Here is a 21,309-nt window from a genome sequence, read left to right as displayed (position 1 = left end):
ATGGCAACCGTCTTCAACATCCTCGCTGTCCTCGTCATGGTCGCCGTGGTGATCGTGCTGATCCGCGGCCTCATCAACATGATGCGCGGCGGCTCCGCCATGACCTCCAACAAGCTGATGCAGACGCGCGTGCTGCTGCAGTTCGTTGCGTTGGTGCTGATCATGCTGGCCGTCTGGTTCACCCGCAAATAAAAGTGACCTGCGATTTCGGGAGGCAGAGCGTGGTCAAGCTCAACAAGATCTACACCCGCACCGGCGACGATGGCACCACCGGCCTCGGCACCGGCGAACGGCGGCTGAAATCCGATCTGCGCATCGACGCCTACGGCACGATCGACGAAGCCAATGCCTGCATCGGCATGGCCCGCATCCACACCGCGGCAACATATCCGGCGATCGACGCGATGCTCGGCCGCATCCAGAACGACCTTTTCGACCTCGGCGCCGATCTGGCCGTGCCGGACGACGGCAAGCCGCTCGGCTATGAGCCGCTGCGCATCACCGCAGTGCAGACCGACCGTGTCGAAAAGGACATCGACTTGCTCAACAAGGATCTGCAGCCGCTCAAATCCTTCGTGCTCAACGGCGGCACGCCGGCGGCGGCTGCCCTTCACCTCGCCCGCACGGTGGCCCGGCGGGCCGAGCGCATCATGGTGGCGTTGACGCAGGGCCCAGGCGAGCATGTCAACCGCGAGGCGATAAGATACATCAACCGCGTGTCGGACTTTCTGTTCGTCGCCGCGCGCGCGGTCAATGACAATGGAAACGCCGACGTGCTATGGGTTCCCGGCAAGAACCGCTGAATCTGCCGAGGCGGGAGGGGGTCCGATGTTCATCCCGCTTTACGACACCAACAGGCTGCGCCACATCAAGCTGCAATATGTGACGATCAGCCTGATCGCGCTCAACACGCTCATCTACTTCGCCACCGCGCTTGGCGGCGAGCAGTTTTCCAACGCTGCTGTGCTGGGCCTCGGCTTCATCCCGTCGGTCGTCCACGACAGCGTCGAGCTCGCCCCACAGTTTGTCGTCATCCCCGAGAGCCTGAGCTACGTCACCTATTCCTTCCTGCATGCCGATATTTTCCACCTTGGCGGCAACATGCTGTTCCTCTGGGTATTCGGCGACAATGTCGAGGACGCGCTCGGCCATGTCCGCTTTCTCGCCTTTTACCTGCTTTGCGCCATCGCCGGTGCCTTCTTCCAGGGCCTGATCGCGTGGGATTCGCAGGTTCCGTTGATCGGCGCCTCGGGCGCCATTGCCGGTGTGGTTGCCGCCTATCTGATCCTATATCCCCGCGTGAAAGTATGGGTGCTGGCCTTCGCCCGCATCCCGCTGCGCATCCCGGCCTTCATACCGCTCATCCTGTGGATCTTGTTCCAGATCGTGATGTTCGCCGCCGGCGGCGAGGATCAGGTTTCCTGGGCATGCCATGTCGGCGGCATCATCGCCGGGGCCGTGCTGGTGCTCATCTTGCGCAACCGCGCCGTGCCACTGCTTGCCGGCGCGGACGAAGAGGCCGTGGTGGTCGCCGGCCAGGTGCCTGTTGCCGCAGACCCGGCGCCAAACGACCCCCAGCCTGCGCAGCCGGCGCCGCGCTGGGGACGAGGAAGCGCCTCCAATCCGGACTGAACCGATTTGAGTGCGCCGCGGACGATTTGGGCGCGCCCCAGATATTGACGTGCGAGGTCGCCGCAACTACGGAAGCTTTCCCACACTAGGCGGTCGGAGACTAGAATTCCGCCCGGAATGTCGGCTTTCGACAACTCTGAAGGGGCGCACGCTGCTATAGCGCGCTCAATTTATCTTGGAAGAGGTTGCTATCGTGAAAGAGGTGACAGGCAAATGAAGATCCTTGTGCCCGTGAAGCGGGTTGTGGATGCGAATGTGAAGGTTCGTGTGAAAGCTGACGGTTCGGCGGTGGAACTCGCCAACGTCAAGATGGCGATGAACCCGTTCGACGAGATCGCGGTCGAAGAGGCGATCCGGCTGAAAGAGGCCGGCAAGGCGGAAGAGATCATCGTTGTCTCGATCGGGCCGCAGCAGGCGCAGGAGACCTTGCGCACCGCACTCGCCATGGGCGCCGACCGTGCCATTCTGGTCAAGACCGACGAGCAGACCGAGCCGCTGGGTGTCGCCAAGGTGCTGAAGGGCGTGGTCGAGGCGGAACAGCCGGGTCTCGTCATTCTCGGCAAGCAGGCGATCGACGACGATTCCAACCAGACCGGCCAGATGCTGGCCGCACTTCTCGGCTGGGCGCAAGGCACCTTCGCTTCCAAGATCGTTATCGATGGCGACAAGGCCAAGGTGACGCGCGAGGTCGATGGCGGCCTGCAGACGGTGGAGCTGAAGATGCCGGCGATCGTCACCGCCGACCTTCGCCTCAACCAGCCGCGCTACGCCTCGCTGCCCAACATCATGAAGGCCAAGAAGAAGCCGCTCGACGAGAAATCGCCCGCCGATTATGGCGCCGACGTCAAGCCGCGGCTGAAGGTGATCAAGACCGAGGAGCCGAGCGGCCGCAAGGCGGGCGTCAAGGTCAAGAGCGTCGCCGAGCTGGTCGATAAGCTGAAGAACGAAGCCGGCGTGTTGTAGGAGTTCATGTGATGCCGGCCTGCAAACGGCAGGGTTCTCCGCTTCCGGTGCTCACGTACTGAAGTACGCTCCGCTCCGGTTCTCGAACCCAACCGTTTTCGACTCGGCCTGACATGAATTTGAGACGTCCCCACTGAAGTGGATCAAGGAATAGAGAGATGACAATTCTTCTGATTGCCGAACACGACAATGCGACACTTTCCGACCAGACCGCCAAGGCGCTTTCGGCAGCACTGCAGGTCGGCTCGGACGTGCATGTGCTGGTCGCCGGCAAGGGTGCCAAGCCGGCAGCGGACGCCGCCGCCAAGCTCAAGGGCGTGGGCAAGGTGCTGCTCGCCGAAGCCGACGAGCTCACCGAGCGCCTCGCCGAACCGCTGGCGGCGCTCGTCGTCAGCATAGCCGGTGCCTATGACACGATCATCGCGCCGGCGACCTCGTCGGGCAAGAACGTCGCGCCGCGCGTGGCGGCTCTGCTCGATGTCGCGCAGGTGTCCGAGATCATCGAAGTGGTGTCGTCAGACACCTTCAAGCGGCCGATCTATGCCGGCAACGCCATCCAGACGGTGCAGTCGAGCGACGCCAAGAAGGTCATCACCGTGCGCACTGCCTCCTTCCAGGCCACACCCGAGGGCGGTTCCGCCCCGGTCGAGACGGTCCAGGCGGCGGCCAATCCCGGCCTGTCGATCTTCGTCGAGAACAGGCTTTCCGAGACCGATCGTCCGGAGCTGACTTCGGCCAAGATCATCATCTCGGGCGGCCGCGCGCTGGGCTCTTCGGAGAAATTCCAGGAGGTCATCCTGCCGGTCGCCGACAAACTCGGCGCCGCCGTCGGCGCCTCTCGTGCCGCTGTCGACGCCGGCTACGCGCCGAACGATTGGCAGGTCGGCCAGACCGGCAAGGTGGTGGCCCCCGATCTCTACATCGCCGTCGGCATCTCCGGCGCCATCCAGCACCTCGCCGGCATGAAGGATTCCAAGGTCATCGTCGCCATCAACAAGGACGAGGAAGCGCCGATCTTCCAGGTCGCCGACTACGGTCTCGTCGGCGACCTTTTCGTCATTATGCCGGAACTGCAAAAGGCGCTTTGACGCTATCTGGCAAAGCGTATTAAATAGTGAGGGGTGGGGTAGACGAAGTCACCCCGCCCTTTTAGTTTGCACCGCACAAAAAGCAGGCCGCAAAGGCCTTTTGACGGGATCGGTGTAATGAGCAAGATCGAGACGATCGGCATCATCGGCGCGGGCCAGATGGGTGGCGGCATCGCCCATGTGTCCGCGCTTGCGGGCTACAAGGTGCTGGTCTACGACATCTCACCCGACCGCATCGAAAAGGGCATCGCCACGATCAGCGGCAACATGGCCCGCCAGGTCGGCTCCGGCAAACTTGAGGAAAAGCTGCGCAATGACGCGATGGCGCGCATTTCGGCAGCGCCCACCATGGCCGACCTTGCGGGTGCCGATCTGGTGATCGAAGCGGCGACCGAGGACGAGACGGTCAAGCGCAAGATCTACGCCCAACTCTGTCCGCAGCTCAATCCCGAAGCCATCCTGGCGACGAACACCTCGTCGATCTCGATCACACGTCTCGCCGCGCAGACCGACAGGCCGGAGCGTTTCATCGGCATCCATTTCATGAATCCGGTTCCACTGATGAAGCTGGTCGAACTGGTGCGCGGCATCGCCACCGAGGACCAGACCTTCGAAGCGGCAAAGGCCTATGTGAACCATCTCGACAAGACGATCACCGTCTCGGAGGATTTTCCGGCCTTCATCGTCAACCGCATCCTGCTGCCGATGATCAACGAGGCGATCTACACGCTCTATGAGGGGGTCGGCTCGGTCGACGCGATCGACACCGCCATGAGGCTCGGCGCCAACCATCCGATGGGACCGCTGCAGCTCGCCGATTTCATCGGCCTCGACACCTGCCTGTCGATCATGCAGGTGCTGCATGACGGCCTGTCGGATTCGAAGTACCGCCCCTGCCCGCTGCTGGTGAAATATGTCGAGGCCGGCTGGCTCGGCCGCAAGACCGGGCGCGGCTTCTACGACTATCGCGGCGAGCATCCCGTTCCGACGCGCTGACCGGCGATACGAGCCAACGGACATCGCGCGGTCGCGCTGAGTGAAGACCGCATCGGGCCGATCCTTGCCCGAAGCCCGATGGATCTGGCTCAAACCAGCCCGGCAGAGCGTTTCACGTCGAGCATTTTGCGGCCAACTGGAACCACTTGGCGTCGCACAAACGAAACAAAGAGATAGAGCGGAATGCCGGATCAATCCAAACGCATTCCGCTTTAGAGTCAAAACTCAATCAGCGGGATGCCGCCAATAGCCGAGATGGGTGGTTTCTGCCCTCCGCCTCGCCAATCGGAACGAGTAGGCAGCGCCATCTTTGGGCATTCACGATACGAACGCCAAACGCCGCATTCGTCACCCACTCCGCGCGTAGCCTACGGCCGGGGCAAGAGGCGCGGTGTTCCGCAACCTCAAGGGACGGACTATCGTTTGCGACCGCGAAGCCATCCGCATGCGTTCCGGTGAACTCGCCGCGTGGTGTAAATTTTCAATGTCCCATTGGCGGCCTACTTACTCCGGCAATCCGGCGTTGCGCAGGCCATCGAGCAGAGGTTTGAGCGCATCTCGGTGAGCATAAGGATTCACAGCGATCAGTTCCCGCGATGAGATGCTGGGTCTAAGTTCGCGAGCCTTCGCCAGCGCATTCGCAGCGAGAGCGGCATGGCCGAGATGGTCATGGGCGGCCGCCAGTGTGAGCCAAGCGGGGTGATCCTTTTTTGGCATGTTGTCCAAGGCCGCTACGACTTCGCCATATCTCCTCAGTTCCAGCAAAATTTTGGCGCGAATTACCCAGAACCAGTGTGGTGGAAACGGGGTTCTCTTCAGCGCGTCGTCGATTGAAGCCAGAGCCTCCTCCGGCCGGCCGGCGTATCGCAACCAATTCGCTCGGTCCGCGCGAATTTGCGCATCGGCCGGATTGAGAGCGACGGCGCGGTCGAAATGGACGCCGGCCCGTTCGTATTCGCGGAGCCACACCATGACCATGCCGTTGGCGTGGTGGACCGTTGGATCGTTGCTGTCCAACTCCATGGCTCTTTGTGCGGCAAGTGACGCTTCGTGCAGCGTTCGTGGATCGGTGTCGAACCAGTAGCGGGCGAGGAGAGCGATCGCCAGCCAGGCGTGAGCGTGCGCAAAATCGGGATCGATCGCCGTCGCGCGGGAAAAAAGCGGAACGGCCTCCTTCTCCATGTTGGCGTCGGCCAGCTCCCGGCCCTGCAGGAAAAAGTCATAGGCCGTCCAGCTCGACGTTGGCCGCTTGCGCACCTGAAGAGCAGCAGCGGCCACCATTCGCCCCTCGAGCGTCGTCACGATTGCTGCCACGACTTCGTCCTGCACAGCAAAAATGTCGTGGCATTCGCGATCATACCGCTCCGCCCAGACGTGGTTGCCTGTCCTTGCGTCGATCAACTGTGCAGTAATGCGAATCCGCTCGCCCGCCTTCCGCACACTACCTTCGATGACGTAGTTCGCGCCCAGATCGCGGGCGGCCTGCATTGGGTTGATGCCCATCCTGGCAAGATGGAACGAAGCGTGACGCGCCGCGACGGTAAGATTTTTGAACCGCGACAACTCGGTGGTGATGTCCTCCGTGATGCCGTCCGAAAGGTATTGTTGACTGGGATCGCCGCTCAGATTGTCGAATGGCAAAACGGCAATGGAGGGCCTGGCAGCAGACGTCGTTGCGGCCCGCCCGCCCACTTGACCAGTACTCGTTTCCACACGGTAAACCCGCACCGGTCTGACGATATTCTTGAGCTCCACCTCGCCCATGTCCTCGAAGGCAGCGTTGCCTTTGCCTCGCAATTCCTCATGAACCTTGGCCGATACGCAGACCCCGCCTGGCTCTGCCAAGGCTTCGAGGCGAGCCGCAACGTTCACACCGTCGCCATAGATGTCCGAGCCCTCACCGATCACGTCGCCCAGATTGATGCCGATACGCAGCAATATGCGGCGGTGCTCGGTGAGGGATTGGTTGGCCTCCGCCATTTTGGCCTGTAGTTCGACTGCAGCCTCGACCGCGTTCACCGCGCTGGTGAACTCCATCAGCACGCCGTCGCCCATAAGCTTGACGATCCGCCCGCCGCGATCGCGAACGATCGGCTCCAGGATCGCCTTGCGCCGCTCCTTCAGTGCCGCCAGCGTGCCCGCCTCATCCGCCTCCATCATTCGGCTGTAGCCGACCACGTCGGCCACAGCGATGGCGGCAAGACGGCGCTTGACGCGTTCATCAGCCATTAAGTGATCGCCTCACTGGTTGGATCGATGGTATTTGCGCCGCACGGAAGAGTCCATCGTGGCCAGCAACGAGAACGGCTAGCTGGGTAGAATGATGGTCTCCTACCCCTTTCGGAACATTGAGCCTTCAACAGTCAATGACTGCTTCGGGTCAGGGCTTGCCGTAGAAGTTCTCCGAGCGAAAGGGCCGCAACGGGGTCGAACGAGGTCGTTCAGAAATGAAATGAGTTTTGACGTTAGAGCATCACGGTCTCCGCTCGCGGGCCGTCGCTACCAGCGCACGAAAATCCGGGCGCCGAGCGCGCCGAGCGCGGCGAGGACGGCAATCGCGATCGTGTACCAGGTGGCGACGAAAAGCGGCGAGTCGTCGAAGCAGTGTGCGGCATAGAAAGTTGCCGCCAGCCCACCGGCGAGCAGGCCCGCCACCGTTCCCGCAAGCACCGGCCGCGTCGGCGCGCCATAGCGCAGCACCGCTATGAAGACGGCAAGCGGACCGATGCCGATCAGCGGAATGGACGTCAGGCAGATAACCATGTTGCTGCCGACCAGCCGTGTGCCCCAGTCGGCCGCAGGCACGGAAAGGAGCTCCAGAACCACCGCAATGATCACCAGCAGCGGTGCGGCAATCATCCAGGCCGCCGCCTTGCCTGTCGATGCACTGGGTGTGGACAGGGCCCGGATCAAGGCGAAGGCGCTGACGGCCAGAGCAGTCGTGAAGACGAACTTGGCGAGGAAGCGCATCGTATGCATGGCGGTCGCGATGTCGGCACGCGGACCGATCGTCAGCCAGAAAACCACCGCCGCGATCACGGTAGCCGCACCGGCGGCCAGCCACCAGGCCGAGCCAAGCGGCATCGCCGTGCTGCGGGCATCGGCGTCGAGCGCCTTGATGAGATCGTCGGTCCTCATGTCATTCCCGCTTGAACTGTTTGGCCCGCCCGAATTGTTTGGCCCCGAACCGTTTGGCAATGGCGGCAAGTCCGCGATGTAGCGACACGCGCACCGCCGTCTCGCTGATGCCGAACTTCGCTGCCGTCTCGCCGATGGAACGGCCTTCGACCGATACAGACGAGACGACGGAACGTTGCGCCGGCGGCAGTCCGTCCAGGGCCCGATTGATGTCGCGCTCGCTGACCGTCTCGGCCTCCGGCTCGGCGAAGGTCTCGGCGATCTCGTCGATCTCGATCTCGACACGCCGCCCGCGCCGCCGGAAGGCGTCGATCAGCTTGAAGCGCGCAATGGCGTAGACCCACGGCAGCACAGCCAAATCCTGGCGCCAGGTATGCCGTTTCACATGAATGGCCAGCAAGGTTTCCTGCACGACATCCTCGGGATCGACCCCGCCGTGGACGATCTTGCGCCTGACAAAGCCGCGAACGAGAGCAGCCGTCCGGTGCAGAAAGTCGGCGTAAGCCCTTTCATCTCCCGCGATCGCGGCCCGCATCAGCCGGGAAAGCTCGGCCTCGTCCTTGCCGGTCACAAGAGTTCACTCCCGATATTCGCGCCTCGGCGCTGATTTGTTACGTGGCCGGCGAAATAATGTCCAAGCCAAACTATGGGAATATCACGAAGATTTGCAGACGGCTCAGTGCCTAGAGCCGAGCACCGCGTCCCGGACAAACCTCAAACCTTTTCGGACGACCAACTTCCTGCGCCTTTTCCGGTACTCGCGCCGCAGCACCGCAAGAACTTCGAAATGCGTTCTATCGAGTTCCGCAGTCGATGACGGGTCGCGCGCATGCGGCAGCGCCAAAAGAGCATCGGCATGCATGTTGGCGTAGGGCATTGAATCATATTTGTCGAAAGGTGTTGGCGGATAACTCAGGACGGTCGGGTTGGTGTTGATCTCGAAGACCTGAATGCGGCCACCGACGATCGTGTAGTCGATCCGACCATATGTAATCGAGGCCTTTTCGAAAATCGCCATCAGATCCGGCGCATGGGGATTGTCCCTTACATAGTCCAGGTGCTGTTTTCTTGTAGCTTGCAGAATGCCCCTTCCAGGGTCCTTGATGAACCATTCTTCGTTGGCAAAACAATGCTGTGCGTAGGTCCGATCGCCGACGCGATAGGCCGCGTATTTTCGGTACAGGCCATCGGGGCCGGCCTTCGATCCGAATTCGACCACCATTGGTCGGACGAACTTCATGTCAGGCAGGGCGGCGAGAGCATTGTCCAGCTCGCGACGCGCTTGCAATAGCCGTGGCGCCTTGTAAGCGGCGCCTGTCTCGTCGCGTAGAAAAACGGGATAGCGTATATCGTCGGGCAGAGCATCTGGCCGGTGGACCTGGAAATTGTTGATGCCGTCCGCAAACAGTTTGCGCAGCAAATCGAAACGCTGAAAACTCTCGCGCGGATGATTGAGCTGAACGACGTGAGGTTGTTCCAGCTCCAATTTGCGGGCGAGCTCCGAGGCCGCATCGATTTCAACCCCACTCAGTCGGTCCATGTCGGACCAGATTACCGTTCCCGCAGAAAGCGACCCTAGAAGAGTTGCCTGTTCATAGGGGACCAAGCGAAAAAAGTTCTGCATATCTTTTCGATAATAGAGAAGAAAGCTCGCCTGGGTGTAGGTATGCAGGCGATGGCAAACATAAAAAATCATCGGAAAATCAGCCGTTGCGGGGTCGCGCATGCACGACTAGCAAATAGAGATCATGCATTCTACACGGCATTGGCGGGCTGCCCTTCATGACAACCAAAAACATCAGATTTCACTCCCTCGACAAAGAAGACGTGCCGCGGATGGCCGAGATGGAGAATGCCGCATGGGGACCGCTTGGTGCCGGAGCGGACACTATCCGTCGTCGACTTTCCCTAGGGCATACGATGATCGCGGCCTCCATTGATAGTCTTGTCGCAGGCGCAATCTGCTTCGTAGAGACCAATCAGGATCCGCACGACACCGCAAAGTTTCCAAAGACCTTCTCCGCCTATTCTTCGATGGCCCGAAGTGAGCCTGCGCTTTCGCTCTATGTCTATAATCTCGGTGTGCGTCCGGAGTTCAGAGGAACCGATATCGCGCGTCGTCTGCTTTCCGAATTGATCGAGCACGGGCGCCGGGTCGGTGCACGCTGGTTGGTGGGAGACGGACGCTGTCCGTCCTACGCAGGCGCGCAGCACGACACTCCCGACAAGGTGCTTCCGGATCAGAGGTTTCGCGCGACCATCGACGACTGGCACCGTACCGGCGTGACGCCTCCGGTGAAATCCATAATCCGGGATCCGCTGCTGCGATTCTACCGACGGGTACTGAACTGCGAATTTCTGCATCTGGCGCCTGGATTTCTGCCGGAGGATGCAAGCTCCGGGGGCTATCGCGTTATCTTTGCGGTGGATGTCACCCAATGATATCAGCCAAGCTTTTCAACCCTTTCGCTCTCGGCAACGATCGGTTTCCAGAATTCGCGCGGCGCCGGGCGACCGGGGGAGCAGCTTGGGGCGAAGCACCTTACCCCGAAGTGGGCCAAGCGTATTACGTGTTCAGCCATGCCCTGGTTTCGAAGGCGCTGAAACACCCGTCGCTTTTGCAAGCGCCGCCCGGCGCTTACCAGGCGACCCGGCAAAAGATCACCGCTAATTACGCGCTCGATCTGCTGACGAAATCCATGATGTTGTCGGATCCTCCGCAACATCTACAACTTCGCCGCCCGCTCGCGGGATCGCTGACGCCATCCCTGAGTGCGCGTCTCTTCGACAGCCTGTTGTCCACAGCATTGCATTTGACGCAAAAGGCCACGGAAAAACCAGACTTCGACGCAGTGCGCGATCTGGCCGTCCCTTTGTCGTTCTCAACTTTGGAGAACATCCTCGGCATTAATATCGATAACCCGTGGTCGATGGGAGAGGATGCACAATGCATGGCCAAAGCACTGGAGATGAGACCTAAAGGCGTGGACCCCGACGCCAATGATGCCTGCCGCCGGCTGGAACTCTGGGTGTCGTCCGCGATCGACAAGGGTGCGATACGGCCAAACGGCATGGCCGCGCAGATGCTAGCAGAGGTCGAAGCCGGCCGCTGGCAACGCGACGACGCCGTTGCCAACATCGTGTTTCTCCTTTTTGCCGGACAGGCGACGGTTGTCGACACGTTCGGCAACGCGCTTGTTGCGCTTGAATGCTTCCCCGACCAGCGGAAACTTCTTGAAGACGGACGCGTAAGCTGGCTGTCCGCAGCGGAAGAACTGCTTCGCTATTGCGCTCCGGTTCACTATGCCGGAGCACGGATCGCTGCGAACGACTTCGATTTTGACGGTGTCGCCATCCGTGCCGGACAGGCTGTCGTCCCAGTGCTTGCCAGCGCCAATCGCGATGCGGCGGTTTTTCCGGCAGGCGACCAGCTGGACCTGAGCTCCGCCGTCCCCTCTACCCTCACCTTCGGCACTGGCTTGCATGTCTGTCTCGGACAGCATGTCGCCAGGCTGGAGCTAGCCGCCCTGCTGGAGGCGCTGTTCACAAAGGCCGGGGGTTGGCGCCTTGACCTTCTCAGGGTTGTCAGACGACCCTCGGTGCTGCTTTACGGCCTGCAGACCGCTCCCCTGATTTTCGCGTAGAAAACGCCGGGGAACACTATCCCTTCGCGGCGACGCTTTGTTGCGGACAGAGCAGACACGTGCCTGCTCACACAAAATTGTCCGTCCGGCGTGGCTTTCGCGTTTCGACGCTTGATTAACGCAGCGGCCAATGTTGACTACACCGGTCAGGAATTGATAGGTGCAGCCTTGCTAAATCAAGACCATCGAGATCGAGAGGGATGACGTCCATGAAATATGCTCTTTCCGCCCTTGCCGGTGCCACAGCACTTGCAATCAGCCTGATCACCGGCCCGGCGATGGCCCAGGACGGCGGCATCGTCGTCTACAATGCCCAGCATGAGAGCCTGACTAATGCCTGGGTGGAAGGTTTCACCAAGAAAACCGGCATCAAGGTCACCGTTCGCCACGGCGGCGACAGCGATTTCTCTAACCAGATCGTCGCCGAAGGCGCCGCCTCACCTGCGGACGTGTTCCTGACCGAGAATTCGCCGGCTATGGCCCTGGTCGAGGCATCAGGCCTGTTCGCGCCGATCGATGCCGACACGCTGGCGCAGATTCCGCAGGAGTATCAGCCGGCCAGCGGCAAGTGGGTGGGCGTCGCCGCGCGCAGCACCGTCTTTGTTTACGACAAGACCAAGCTGACCGCCGAGCAGTTGCCTAAGTCGCTGCTTGATCTCGCCGATCCAAGCTGGAAGGGACGCTGGGCCGCTTCGCCCTCCGGCGCCGATTTCCAGGCGATCGTCAGCGCGCTTTTGCAGCTCAAGGGTGAGGCCGCAACGGCCGACTGGCTGAAGGCGATGAAGGAGAACTTCACCGCCTACAAGGGCAACAGCACGGTGATGAAGGCGGTCAATGCCGGCGAGGTCGAAGGCGGCGTGATCTATCACTATTACTACTACGGCGACCAGGCCAAGACCGGTGAAAACAGCAAGAACATCGGGCTCCACTATTTCAAGAACCAGGATCCGGGCGCGTTCGTCTCGGTTTCCGGCGGTGGCGTGCTGGCCTCCAGCAAGCACCCGAAGGAAGCCCAGGCATTCCTGAAATGGGTGACCGGCAAGGGTGGTCAGGAGGTGCTGAAGACCGGCAATTCCTTCGAATACGCGGTCGGCAAGGGCGCGGAGTCCAATCCGGCGCTGGTGCCGCTAGCCGATCTGCAGGCGCCGAAGGTCGACGCGACGACGCTGAACTCCAAGAAGGTGACCGATCTGATGACGGCAGCCGGCTTGCTTTAGTCGGCGTTCGTCCTAAAAGGGCAACCGACTGCGCTCCTGCGGGACTTCGCTTTCCGCAGGAGCGCTCTGTTTTTCGAGATGGCATTCGTCCATGACGACAGACTGCGTTTTTGGCCGCGTTTGCGACCCTTCGATCGCTTCCGCCACCGGGCGGCAGCGGCGCGGCGTCTGAGCTGATGCAGTCTGCGGCCGATCTTGCACGTTCAGGCTCGCCGACCGGCATGGTGGCTGGGCAATGGACGCGCCGGCGGCCCGTATCCTGGATTTCGCTCGCCGCCATCCTGGTCTCACTTTTCTCCCTGCTGCCGCTCGCCTTTATCATCTGGATTGCCGTGCAGACCGGCTGGGAAACCGTATCGGCATTGGTCTTCCGGCCACGCGTCGGCGAGCTCCTGGTCAACACCCTTCTTTTGGTGGTGCTGGCCGTGCCGATCTGCATCGTGCTCTCGGTGGCGCTGGCCTGGCTGACCGAACGCAGCGATCTTCCCGGGGCCCGCCTGTGGGCCTGGCTGTCGGTGGCGCCACTCGCCATCCCCGCCTTCGTCCACTCCTATGCCTGGATCACCCTGGTCCCGGGACTGCACGGCCTGTGGGCCGGCGTCCTGGTTTCCGTCGTCGCCTATTTCCCGTTCCTCTATCTGCCGGTGGCGGCAGCTTTGCGCCGGCTCGATCCTGCCCTCGAAGATGCTGCGGCAGCCGTCGGCCTCGGGCCGTGGCGCGTGTTCCGGCGGGTGGTCTTGCCGCAGCTCAGGCTCGCCATCTGCGGCGGCTCGCTGCTGGTCGGCCTGCATCTCCTGGCCGAATACGGCCTCTACGTGTTCATCCGCTTCGACACCTTCACCACGGCAATCGTCGACCAGTTCCAGTCGACCTTCAATGGACCGGCCGCCAACATGCTGGCGGCGGTGCTGGTGACATGCTGTTTCGTGCTGCTCGGGATCGAAGTGCTCGTGCGCGGCGAGGAGCGCTATGCCCGCGTCGGCTCGGGCGCAGCGCGTCCCCTGCAACGCACAAGGCTCGGCCGCGCCACGATCCCGTGCCTGCTGCTGCCGGTGGTCACAGCGTTGCTGGCGCTGGGCGTGCCGTTCGTCACCATCGGCCGCTGGCTTGTGGCCGGCGGCGCCGACGTCTGGCGCCTCGACGAGATCGGCCTGGCGCTCGGCCAGACCCTGTTCCTGGCGCTCGCCGGCGCCCTGCTCGCTACCGTCGCCGCCATGCCGATGGCCTGGATCTCGATCCGCGCGCCCGGACCGCTGCAGCGTCTTCTGGAAGGCTGCAACTACATCGTTGGATCGCTGCCCGGCGTCGTCGTGGCGCTGGCGCTGGTCACCATCACGGTGCGCATCGCTCTGCCGCTCTACCAGACCCTGTTCACGATCCTCGTTGCCTATGCGCTGATGTTCCTGCCGCGCGCGCTGATCAGCCTGCGGGCATCGATCGCGCAGGCGCCGGTCGAGCTCGAACGCGCCGCCGCAAGTCTCGGCCGATCACCGCTCAAGGCGCTATGGTCGACGACGATCCGCCTGTCGGCGCCGGGTGCCGCGGCGGGCATGGCGCTGGTGGCGCTCGGCATCATGAACGAATTGACCGCCACGCAGATGCTGGCGCCCAACGGCACTCGCACGCTGGCGATGGCGTTCTGGGCCCACAGCGGCGAGATCGACTATGCATCCGCCGCACCCTACGCTCTCATCATGGTGGCGATGTCGCTGCCCCTGACCTGGCTGCTCTATGTCCAGTCGAAGCGGATGGCCGGACGATGAGCTTCCTCGAACTCACCGATGTGCACAAGCACTACGGCCCGGTGGCCGCACTGGCCGGCGTCGATCTCAGCGTGGCCAGTGGCAGCCGCACGGCGATCGTCGGGCCGTCCGGCTGCGGCAAGACGACCTTGCTGCGGCTGATCGCCGGCTTCGAGCCGCCGGACCAGGGCCGCATCGTGCTCGACGGCGAGGTACTGGCCAATGGCGGCGCCGCCGTGCCCGCATATCGGCGGAGCATTGGCGTGGTGGCGCAGGACGGCGCCCTGTTCCCGCATCTGACCATCGCCGCCAATATCGGTTTCGGCATGGGACGCCACGAGGACAAGCGCACCGAGCGCATCGTCGAGCTCGCCTATATCGTCGGGCTCGACAAGGCGATCCTGAAGCGTCGGCCGCACGAGCTCTCCGGCGGCCAGCAGCAGCGTGTGGCGCTAGCCCGCGCCATGGCCATGAAGCCTCGGCTGATGCTGCTCGACGAGCCGTTCTCGGCGCTCGACACGGGTCTGCGCGCCTCGATGCGCAAGGCTGTGGCCGAGCTTCTGGAGGCCGCCGGCATCACCACGATCCTGGTCACGCACGACCAGGCCGAGGCGCTGTCCTTTGCCAGCCAGGTCGCGGTGATGCGCGACGGCAAGTTCTCGCAAATCGGCACGCCGCGCGAGCTCTATCTCAAGCCGAAAGACAGGATGGTTGCCGAATTCCTCGGCGATGCCATCATCCTGCCGGCCAAGATATCAGATGGCTTCGCCAGCTCGCCGCTCGGCCGCATCGCCGTCGACAGCACCGAGCGGCGCGATATCGTCCGCATCATGCTGCGGCCGGAACAGGTGCTGTTGAAACGAACGTCGCGCGAAGGCATGTCGGGCACGCCGGACATGCTGTTCGGCGAGGTGACCGAGTCCGAATTCGCCGGCTCGATGTGCACCATCGCTGTGCGGCTCTTGAACAGCCCCGATCCGCCGGACGCCGCCGCAATCGGCAACACGCCGTTGATCCTGCGCAAGCCCGGCATGGACACGCCTGCCGTTGGCGAGATCGTCCTGCTGACTGTTTCCGGCAAGGCGCATGTGTTCGCCTGAATGGGCGCCCGGCCCGCGCCCTAGCGCTATCCGGCAGCAAACTCCGACGGTTCTGGCCGAAACAGCGGCGGCATCGTCCCCCTCCCTTTGCTTGCCGGCACTCGGAGCGGGCGGCAACGAGCTTGCTGGCGATTGCAATCAGTGTGCGGGGACCGGCACGGAAGCCCTGAAGGTATCGATACGGCTTCCGGTCTCCGACGAGAAGAAGTGCATCTCATCAGGCGAAAACATGAGCCCGACCGCCGTTCCGGGTGCCGGATGGACGGCTTCCGATGTCACCGCGCAAAAGGATGCCCCGTCGAGATCCACATAGACGACCCGGCCAGCTCCCAGCTCCTCAACGAGGTCGACCGTAGCCTTGAGCGCGCCCGGCGTGCCGGGCGCAACAAGACGCACGGCTTCCGGCCGGATGCCGGCGGCGACCTGCGTCCCCACCGGTAGGCCCACACGTGGAATGGCGAGGCGCCGGCTGCCGCCGAGCAACGACAGGCCATCGAACTCGACGGCGCCCTCCAGGATATTCATCGCCGGCGCGCCGACGAAGGTCGCCACGAAACGGCTCGCTGGGGCGCTTGTAGATTTCGCCAGGCGTGCCGACCTGCTCGACACGGCCGCCATTCATCACCACCAAATCCGTCGCGATTGCCGTGCGCCCAGGGGCGCCTAGTCCGACTTGGCGAGTGCCGTCTCGACCAGCCGCCTCGCATCCGGCCCTGACCATTCGGCCGGGCCGTTCATATGGGCGATCAGGCAGCCTTCGCCGTCGATCAGCATGGTGACCGGCAGGCCGAGCGCCAGGCCGCGCGTCTTGAGATCGTTGAACAGCGCCATTGTCGAATCGCGGTAGTAGCCGAGCGCCTTGACGCCGGTTTCCTCGAGGAACTTTTTCGGCTTGGTGTCGTCGCCGGCATCGACGTTGACCGCAACGACCTCGAAGGCGTCGCTGCCCATTTCTTGCTGCAGCGCGTCGAGCGCCGGCATTTCGGCTCGGCAGGGCGCGCACCATGTCGCCCATAGATTGAGCAGCACCGTCTTGCCGGCATGGTCGGCGAGCGTCATCGGCTTGCCGCCAGGGTCGTTGAAGGCGAGGTTTTTCAGCGATTGCGGCGGATCGGCCGGCAAAAGTGCGGCAACCTGGCCGGTAGCAGCCGCCGCGACCGTCTTGGCACGATCGGCCTTGGCAGTGCAGGCGACATCGTCCTTGCTGTCGCCAACGGCAACTTGAGCGGGCGCGTTGTTGCCAGAACCGCTCTCGCTGACATATACCGCGACCGCGCCGGCCAGCACGCCCGCCACCAAAGCGGCGAGGATGAGGCGCGGGGCCGGGAAAAATTTATTGCCGTCTGCCATTTCTAAAAACTGCTCCGGAGCACGGGTTATAGCGATGAGTGACAAGAAGGCCAGCAACCAGATGTGGGGCGGACGTTTTGCCTCGGGTCCGGCCGCGATCATGGAAGCGATCAACGCGTCGATCTCGTTCGACCGCAAACTCTATGCGCAGGATATCAGAGGCTCGATCGCCCATAGCGAGATGCTGGCGCAAACGGGCATTATTTCGGCGGCCGATCAAGAAAAAATCGCTCACGGGCTGAACACGATCCTGGCAGAGATCGAGGCGGGAAAGTTCGAGTTTTCGACCAGGCTGGAAGACATCCACATGAATGTCGAGGCTCGCCTTGCCGAGCTGATCGGCGCGGCCGCCGGCCGCCTGCATACCGCCCGTTCGCGCAACGACCAGGTGGCGGTCGATCTCAGGCTGTGGGTCAAGGACGAGTGCTTTCGCGTCGCCGAGGCGCTGAAGGGCCTGATAGCGGCGTTCCTGGAGCGGGCCGAGGAGCATGCGGCGACGGTGATGCCGGGCTTCACCCACATGCAGGCGGCGCAGCCGGTGACCTTCGGCCATCACTGCATGGCCTATGTCGAGATGTTTTCGCGCGACCTGTCGCGTGTACGCGACGCCATCGAGCGGATGGACGAAAGCCCGCTCGGTGCTGCCGCCCTTGCCGGCACCAGCTTTCCGATCGACCGGCACCAAACGGCCAAGGCGCTCGGCTTCCGCGAGCCGATGCGCAATTCCCTGGACAGCGTTTCGGACCGCGATTTCGCGCTGGAATTCTTAGGGCTGGCGGCAATCTGCGCGACGCATCTGTCTCGGCTGGCCGAAGAGATCATCATCTGGTCGACGCCGCAATTCGGCTTCGTCAGGCTGTCGGACTCATTCTCCACCGGCTCCTCGATCATGCCGCAGAAGAAGAACCCCGACGCCGCCGAGTTGGTGCGCGGCAAGACCGGCCGCGTCACCGGCCATCTCGTCGGCCTGCTGACCGTCATGAAGGGCATGCCGCTGACCTACGGCAAGGACATGCAGGAGGACAAGGAGTCCGTCTTCGACGCCGCCGAGACGCTCGATTTGATGCTGGCGGCGATGACCGGCATGGTGCGCGACATGACGGTGAATGCCGCGGCCATGAAGAAGGCCGCGGGTGCCGGCTATTCGACCGCGACCGATCTTGCCGACTGGCTGGTGCGCACGCTTGGCCTGCCGTTCCGCGAGGCGCATCATGTCACCGGCCGCGCGGTAGCCCTGGCCGAAGAGAAGAAGATCGGGCTCGACAGGCTGCCGCTGGAAGACTTGCAGTCTATTCACCTTGGCATCACCGCGGACGTGTTTTCGGTGCTTGCCGTGCAGAACTCGGTGAAGAGCCGCACGAGCTTCGGCGGCACCGCGCCGTCGGAAGTGAGGAAGCAGATCCGGTACTGGAAAAAGCGCATCGCCAAGGCGTGATGCCGGGGTGCAATGCCAGCAAAACTCAGCTAAAAGCGGCGGGCAAAAGTTTCGGACGGATGGCACGAATGACCGCAAGCAGGATCTTGGTGACGCTGACGCTGCTGGCGGCGCTGGCGACCGTAACGGCCTGTGGCAGGAAGTCCGGGCTCGACACGCCCTATGAGGCGGCCGTGCAGGCTCGTAAGGACGCCGAAAAGGCCAAGCAGCCCGTGCCGCCCGAGCCGGAAAAACCGGTCGAGGACAAGAAGTTCATCCTCGACCCGCTGCTCTAGAGACGATGAGATCGGCCGATCTCATCGTGCTCCAACTTCCGGAACCACTCTTGTGAACCATTTCGACTACCGCGACGGCGTGCTGCATGCCGAGGACGTGGCGATATCAGATATCGCTGCAAGCGTCGGCACGCCGTTCTATTGCTATTCGACGGCGACGTTGACCAGGCATTTCCGCGTGTTTGCGCAGGCCTTTGCCGGGCTCGACGCGCTGGTCTGCTATGCCATGAAGGCGAATTCCAACCAGGCGGTGCTGAAGATTCTGGCCAAGCTCGGCGCCGGCGCCGACGTGGTCTCTGAAGGCGAACTGCGCCGCGCGCTGGCCGCCGGCATTCCGGCCAACAAGATCCTGTTTTCTGGCGTCGGCAAGACCGCGCGCGAAATGGATTTTGCGCTCTCGGCCGGCATTCTCTGTTTCAATGTCGAATCCGAGCCGGAACTGGAATTGCTGTCGGCCCGCGCCACGGCACTGGGCAAGGTGGCCTCGATCTCGCTTCGCATCAATCCGGATGTCGATGCCAGGACCCACAAGAAGATCTCCACCGGCAAGGCCGAGAACAAGTTCGGCATTCCTTGGCAGAAGGCGCGCCAGGTCTATGCCCGCGCAGCTGAACTGCCTGGAATCAAGGTCACCGGCATCGACACCCATATCGGCAGCCAGATCACCGAGTTGCAGCCCTTCGACGACGCCTTCGCGCTGCTGGTGGAGCTGGTCGGGGTGCTGCGCGCCGACGGGCACGCCATCGAACATATCGATCTCGGCGGCGGCCTCGGCATTCCCTACCGCGTCGACAACAGCCCGCCTCCCTTGCCGGACGCTTATGCCCAGATCGTCAAGAAGCACGTCACCAAGCTCGGGCTGAAGGTGATGTTCGAGCCGGGCCGGCTGATATCAGGCAATGCCGGCATCCTGGTCTCGCAAGTGATCTTCGTGAAGGAGGGCGACGCCAAGAACTTCCTAGTTGTCGACGCCGCGATGAACGATCTGATCCGGCCGACGCTTTACGACGCTTTCCATGACATCAAGCCGGTGGTGCAGCAGCCGCCTGCGGCGCCGCGCATGACGGTCGACGTCGTCGGCCCGGTCTGCGAGACCGGCGATTATCTCGGCCTCGACCGTGACCTGCCCCGGCTGAAGACCGGCGACCTGATCGCCATCGCCACCGCCGGCGCCTATGGCGCGGTGCAGGCCGGCACCTACAACACCAGGCCGCTGGTGCCCGAAGTCCTGGTCGACGGCGACCGTTTCCATGTCGTGCGCCCGCGCCAGACGTATGACGAGCTGATCGGGCTGGATTCGCTGCCAGATTGGCTGGAATAGATCATGATCCCGAACCGAAGGTCCGCGTCAGCGAAAAGTGGGAACCGGTTTTCGGAAACGATCATGGTCAAACAAAAATAGAGCGCCGGCAGCGCTACAGCCGGTGCTGAACCAACGCCCTGGTCTCGGCGATCCTGCCCTCGTCGCGGCGATAGAATGTCCATTGCTTGATGCGTTTGCTGCTGAGAAGGCCGGCCTGGGTGAGCACCCGCATATGCTCGCTGAGCGTCGCCTGGGTGATCCCCAGCTTTTCGGCGATCAGCAGCGCGCAGACGCCGTCCTCGACCAGATCGCCATCCGCTTGGCGTGGAAAATGCGCGCGCGGGTCCTTCAGCCAATCGAGGATTTGCAGCCTGCGCTCGTTGGCGATCGCCTTGAAGACATCGACCTCTTGCATTTAGCCATTTTGCTAAGTTACTAAGTGATGTCAACCCTTGGGAGCAGGCCATGCTAAACGCCAATATGATCACGCGCGAACGCATCGCCGCAATGGAACCGCGCATCCGGCCATTCGTGCGCCATACGCCGGTGCTGCGCGTCGACATGGCCGATTTTGGCCGTCCACCTCTTAGCCTAGACCTGAAGCTCGAATGCCTGCAGCATTCCGGCTCGTTCAAGGCGCGTGGCGCGTTCACCAATCTTCTCGAGCGGCCGGTTCCCAAGGCTGGCGTCGTCGCCGCATCGGGCGGCAATCATGGTGCCGCGGTCGCCTATGCCGCCATGCGGCTCGGCCACAAGGCGACCATCTTCGTTCCCGAAGTGAGCCCGCCGGCCAAGCTGGAACGCATCCGCGGCTACGGCGCAGAGCTGGTCGTCGGCGGCGCGCGCTATGCCGAGGCGCTGGCCGCCAGTGAAGACTTTGCCGAAAGGTCCGGCGCGCTGCAGATCCACGCCTTCAACCAGGAGGAAACGCTGGTCGGTCAAGGCACGCTTGGCCTCGAGATCGAGGCCGACCTGCCCGAGCTCGACACACTGCTGGTCGCCGTCGGTGGCGGCGGCCTGATCGGCGGCATTGCCGCCTGGTTTGCCGGCCGCATCAGGATCATCGCGGTCGAGCCCGAAGGTGCGCCGACGCTTTATCGCGCCTTCGAGGCCGGCCGGCCCGTCGACGCGCCGGCGGAAGGCATCGCTGCCGACTCGCTGGCGCCCAAGCGCGTCGGCGAAATGATGTTTCCAATCGCCGAGGCTTTCGTCGAGCGTTCCATACTGGTCAGCGACGACGAGATCATCGCCGCGCAGGCGGCGCTTTGGGACCGGGTGCGAATCATCTCCGAGCCGGGCGGCGCTGCGGCTTTCGCGGCGGTCCTGTCCGGCCGCTACGCGCCGGCTGCAGGCGAGTGTGTCGCCGTGCTGGTCTGCGGTGCAAACGCCAATCCGGCTAAATTCTGACGATAACAGGGGCAGTCCT

Annotated in this window: 22 protein-coding genes; 15 read left to right on the top strand and 7 right to left on the bottom strand. The window is 62.8% G+C overall.

All coding sequences use genetic code 11. From position 1 onward, the window contains the following. The 6 genes from CIT25_RS18495 (at nucleotide 1) to CIT25_RS18470 (ending at nucleotide 4,679) form a co-directional block, all read left to right on the top strand. Nucleotides 1-192 carry a twin transmembrane helix small protein gene (locus CIT25_RS18495; RefSeq protein ID WP_095485991.1) on the top strand — a complete coding sequence of 64 codons (192 nt, stop codon included), beginning with the start codon at nucleotides 1-3 and terminating at the stop codon, nucleotides 190-192. Between the two features lie 29 nt (nucleotides 193-221). After that, nucleotides 222-803, top strand: coding sequence for a cob(I)yrinic acid a,c-diamide adenosyltransferase (locus CIT25_RS18490; protein ID WP_095485990.1), 582 nt, complete (start codon nucleotides 222-224; stop codon nucleotides 801-803). A gap of 25 nt (nucleotides 804-828) precedes the next feature. After that, a complete protein-coding gene (locus CIT25_RS18485; RefSeq protein ID WP_095485989.1) occupies nucleotides 829-1,632 on the top strand; it encodes a rhomboid family intramembrane serine protease in 804 nt (267 codons plus the stop codon). Nucleotides 1,633-1,845: 213 nt separating this feature from the next. Beyond that, nucleotides 1,846-2,595: an electron transfer flavoprotein subunit beta/FixA family protein gene (locus CIT25_RS18480; RefSeq protein ID WP_095485988.1), complete on the top strand. Its 750-nt coding sequence runs from the start codon at nucleotides 1,846-1,848 to the stop codon at nucleotides 2,593-2,595. A gap of 158 nt (nucleotides 2,596-2,753) precedes the next feature. Beyond that, the gene (locus tag CIT25_RS18475; RefSeq protein ID WP_095485987.1) at nucleotides 2,754-3,683 is read left to right on the top strand and encodes an electron transfer flavoprotein subunit alpha/FixB family protein; all 930 of its coding nucleotides are present in this window, start codon (nucleotides 2,754-2,756) and stop codon (nucleotides 3,681-3,683) included. 117 nt (nucleotides 3,684-3,800) lie between these two features. After that, nucleotides 3,801-4,679: a 3-hydroxybutyryl-CoA dehydrogenase gene (locus tag CIT25_RS18470; protein ID WP_095485986.1), complete on the top strand. Its 879-nt coding sequence runs from the start codon at nucleotides 3,801-3,803 to the stop codon at nucleotides 4,677-4,679. Nucleotides 4,680-5,183: 504 nt separating this feature from the next. On the opposite strand, the gene CIT25_RS18465 is transcribed toward CIT25_RS18470, so the two are convergent. From CIT25_RS18465 to CIT25_RS18450, 4 genes are all read right to left on the bottom strand, one after another. Beyond that, nucleotides 5,184-6,908 (bottom strand): adenylate/guanylate cyclase domain-containing protein, encoded by a 1,725-nt coding sequence (locus CIT25_RS18465; RefSeq protein ID WP_095485985.1) that lies wholly within the window; start codon nucleotides 6,906-6,908, stop codon nucleotides 5,184-5,186. Nucleotides 6,909-7,178: 270 nt separating this feature from the next. After that, nucleotides 7,179-7,817: an NrsF family protein gene (locus CIT25_RS18460; RefSeq protein ID WP_095485984.1), complete on the bottom strand. Its 639-nt coding sequence runs from the start codon at nucleotides 7,815-7,817 to the stop codon at nucleotides 7,179-7,181. 1 nt (nucleotide 7,818) lies between these two features. After that, nucleotides 7,819-8,388 carry a sigma-70 family RNA polymerase sigma factor gene (locus CIT25_RS18455; protein WP_095485983.1) on the bottom strand — a complete coding sequence of 190 codons (570 nt, stop codon included), beginning with the start codon at nucleotides 8,386-8,388 and terminating at the stop codon, nucleotides 7,819-7,821. 105 nt (nucleotides 8,389-8,493) lie between these two features. Next, on the bottom strand, nucleotides 8,494-9,543 hold the full coding sequence (locus CIT25_RS18450; protein WP_158302586.1) for a hypothetical protein: 1,050 nt from the start codon (nucleotides 9,541-9,543) through the stop codon (nucleotides 8,494-8,496). Nucleotides 9,544-9,599: 56 nt separating this feature from the next. Between CIT25_RS18450 and CIT25_RS18445 the strand changes: the two genes are divergently transcribed. The 5 genes from CIT25_RS18445 (at nucleotide 9,600) to CIT25_RS18425 (ending at nucleotide 15,520) form a co-directional block, all read left to right on the top strand. Continuing rightward, entirely contained in the window at nucleotides 9,600-10,259 is a 660-nt protein-coding gene (locus CIT25_RS18445; RefSeq protein ID WP_158302585.1) for a GNAT family N-acetyltransferase, read from the top strand. Then, nucleotides 10,256-11,461: a cytochrome P450 gene (locus CIT25_RS18440; RefSeq protein ID WP_095485980.1), complete on the top strand. Its 1,206-nt coding sequence runs from the start codon at nucleotides 10,256-10,258 to the stop codon at nucleotides 11,459-11,461. Before CIT25_RS18445 ends, CIT25_RS18440 begins: the two co-directional genes overlap by 4 nt. Nucleotides 11,462-11,670: 209 nt before the next feature. Further along, nucleotides 11,671-12,678, top strand: coding sequence for an iron ABC transporter substrate-binding protein (locus tag CIT25_RS18435; protein ID WP_095485979.1), 1,008 nt, complete (start codon nucleotides 11,671-11,673; stop codon nucleotides 12,676-12,678). 176 nt (nucleotides 12,679-12,854) lie between these two features. Further along, nucleotides 12,855-14,441, top strand: coding sequence for an ABC transporter permease (locus CIT25_RS18430; RefSeq protein WP_164897534.1), 1,587 nt, complete (start codon nucleotides 12,855-12,857; stop codon nucleotides 14,439-14,441). Continuing rightward, nucleotides 14,438-15,520: an ABC transporter ATP-binding protein gene (locus CIT25_RS18425; protein WP_095485977.1), complete on the top strand. Its 1,083-nt coding sequence runs from the start codon at nucleotides 14,438-14,440 to the stop codon at nucleotides 15,518-15,520. The genes CIT25_RS18430 and CIT25_RS18425 overlap by 4 nt, the downstream gene beginning before the upstream one ends. 138 nt (nucleotides 15,521-15,658) lie before the next feature. Here the strand turns inward: CIT25_RS18425 and CIT25_RS18420 are convergent, their stop codons facing one another. Both CIT25_RS18420 and tlpA read right to left on the bottom strand, forming a co-directional pair. After that, a complete protein-coding gene (locus CIT25_RS18420; protein WP_245329897.1) occupies nucleotides 15,659-16,072 on the bottom strand; it encodes a TOBE domain-containing protein in 414 nt (137 codons plus the stop codon). A gap of 111 nt (nucleotides 16,073-16,183) precedes the next feature. Further along, nucleotides 16,184-16,870 carry a thiol:disulfide interchange protein TlpA gene (tlpA, locus tag CIT25_RS18415; RefSeq protein ID WP_095485976.1) on the bottom strand — a complete coding sequence of 229 codons (687 nt, stop codon included), beginning with the start codon at nucleotides 16,868-16,870 and terminating at the stop codon, nucleotides 16,184-16,186. A 34-nt stretch (nucleotides 16,871-16,904) separates the two neighbouring features. On the opposite strand from tlpA, the gene argH reads away from it, so the two are divergent. From argH to lysA, 3 genes are all read left to right on the top strand, one after another. After that, a complete protein-coding gene (gene argH, locus CIT25_RS18410; RefSeq protein ID WP_095485975.1) occupies nucleotides 16,905-18,305 on the top strand; it encodes an argininosuccinate lyase in 1,401 nt (466 codons plus the stop codon). A gap of 68 nt (nucleotides 18,306-18,373) precedes the next feature. Next, nucleotides 18,374-18,580 (top strand): lipoprotein, encoded by a 207-nt coding sequence (locus tag CIT25_RS18405; RefSeq protein ID WP_095485974.1) that lies wholly within the window; start codon nucleotides 18,374-18,376, stop codon nucleotides 18,578-18,580. A 52-nt stretch (nucleotides 18,581-18,632) separates the two neighbouring features. After that, nucleotides 18,633-19,901, top strand: coding sequence for a diaminopimelate decarboxylase (gene lysA, locus CIT25_RS18400; protein ID WP_095485973.1), 1,269 nt, complete (start codon nucleotides 18,633-18,635; stop codon nucleotides 19,899-19,901). Nucleotides 19,902-19,995: 94 nt separating this feature from the next. Here the strand turns inward: lysA and CIT25_RS18395 are convergent, their stop codons facing one another. Then, entirely contained in the window at nucleotides 19,996-20,298 is a 303-nt protein-coding gene (locus tag CIT25_RS18395) for an ArsR/SmtB family transcription factor (RefSeq protein ID WP_095485972.1), read from the bottom strand. A 50-nt stretch (nucleotides 20,299-20,348) separates the two neighbouring features. Here CIT25_RS18395 and CIT25_RS18390 point away from each other — a divergent pair, with 50 nt between their 5' ends. Beyond that, nucleotides 20,349-21,290 (top strand): threonine/serine dehydratase, encoded by a 942-nt coding sequence (locus tag CIT25_RS18390; RefSeq protein WP_095485971.1) that lies wholly within the window; start codon nucleotides 20,349-20,351, stop codon nucleotides 21,288-21,290. The last annotated feature ends 19 nt before the right edge of the window (nucleotides 21,291-21,309 follow it).

This window comes from Mesorhizobium mediterraneum, assembly GCF_002284565.1.
Taxonomy (GTDB): Bacteria; Pseudomonadota; Alphaproteobacteria; order Rhizobiales; family Rhizobiaceae; genus Mesorhizobium; species Mesorhizobium mediterraneum.
This window is presented reverse-complemented; position numbering and strand designations above follow the sequence as displayed.

What these genes read in the sequence shown, in the direction of transcription:
- CIT25_RS18440 (WP_095485980.1), top strand. Translation starts at nt 10,256, where the DNA reads ATGATATCAGCCAAGCTTTTCAACCCTTTCGCTCTCGGCAACGATCGG.
- tlpA (WP_095485976.1), bottom strand. Translation starts at nt 16,870, where the DNA reads ATGGCAGACGGCAATAAATTTTTCCCGGCCCCGCGCCTCATCCTCGCC.
- CIT25_RS18390 (WP_095485971.1), top strand. Translation starts at nt 20,349, where the DNA reads ATGCTAAACGCCAATATGATCACGCGCGAACGCATCGCCGCAATGGAA.
- argH (WP_095485975.1), top strand. Translation starts at nt 16,905, where the DNA reads ATGAGTGACAAGAAGGCCAGCAACCAGATGTGGGGCGGACGTTTTGCC.
- CIT25_RS18495 (WP_095485991.1), top strand. Translation starts at nt 1, where the DNA reads ATGGCAACCGTCTTCAACATCCTCGCTGTCCTCGTCATGGTCGCCGTG.
- CIT25_RS18430 (WP_164897534.1), top strand. Translation starts at nt 12,855, where the DNA reads ATGCAGTCTGCGGCCGATCTTGCACGTTCAGGCTCGCCGACCGGCATG.
- CIT25_RS18470 (WP_095485986.1), top strand. Translation starts at nt 3,801, where the DNA reads ATGAGCAAGATCGAGACGATCGGCATCATCGGCGCGGGCCAGATGGGT.
- CIT25_RS18460 (WP_095485984.1), bottom strand. Translation starts at nt 7,817, where the DNA reads ATGAGGACCGACGATCTCATCAAGGCGCTCGACGCCGATGCCCGCAGC.
- CIT25_RS18465 (WP_095485985.1), bottom strand. Translation starts at nt 6,908, where the DNA reads ATGGCTGATGAACGCGTCAAGCGCCGTCTTGCCGCCATCGCTGTGGCC.
- CIT25_RS18450 (WP_158302586.1), bottom strand. Translation starts at nt 9,543, where the DNA reads ATGCGCGACCCCGCAACGGCTGATTTTCCGATGATTTTTTATGTTTGC.
- CIT25_RS18480 (WP_095485988.1), top strand. Translation starts at nt 1,846, where the DNA reads ATGAAGATCCTTGTGCCCGTGAAGCGGGTTGTGGATGCGAATGTGAAG.
- CIT25_RS18445 (WP_158302585.1), top strand. Translation starts at nt 9,600, where the DNA reads ATGACAACCAAAAACATCAGATTTCACTCCCTCGACAAAGAAGACGTG.
- CIT25_RS18475 (WP_095485987.1), top strand. Translation starts at nt 2,754, where the DNA reads ATGACAATTCTTCTGATTGCCGAACACGACAATGCGACACTTTCCGAC.
- CIT25_RS18435 (WP_095485979.1), top strand. Translation starts at nt 11,671, where the DNA reads ATGAAATATGCTCTTTCCGCCCTTGCCGGTGCCACAGCACTTGCAATC.
- CIT25_RS18485 (WP_095485989.1), top strand. Translation starts at nt 829, where the DNA reads ATGTTCATCCCGCTTTACGACACCAACAGGCTGCGCCACATCAAGCTG.
- CIT25_RS18405 (WP_095485974.1), top strand. Translation starts at nt 18,374, where the DNA reads ATGACCGCAAGCAGGATCTTGGTGACGCTGACGCTGCTGGCGGCGCTG.
- CIT25_RS18395 (WP_095485972.1), bottom strand. Translation starts at nt 20,298, where the DNA reads ATGCAAGAGGTCGATGTCTTCAAGGCGATCGCCAACGAGCGCAGGCTG.
- CIT25_RS18425 (WP_095485977.1), top strand. Translation starts at nt 14,438, where the DNA reads ATGAGCTTCCTCGAACTCACCGATGTGCACAAGCACTACGGCCCGGTG.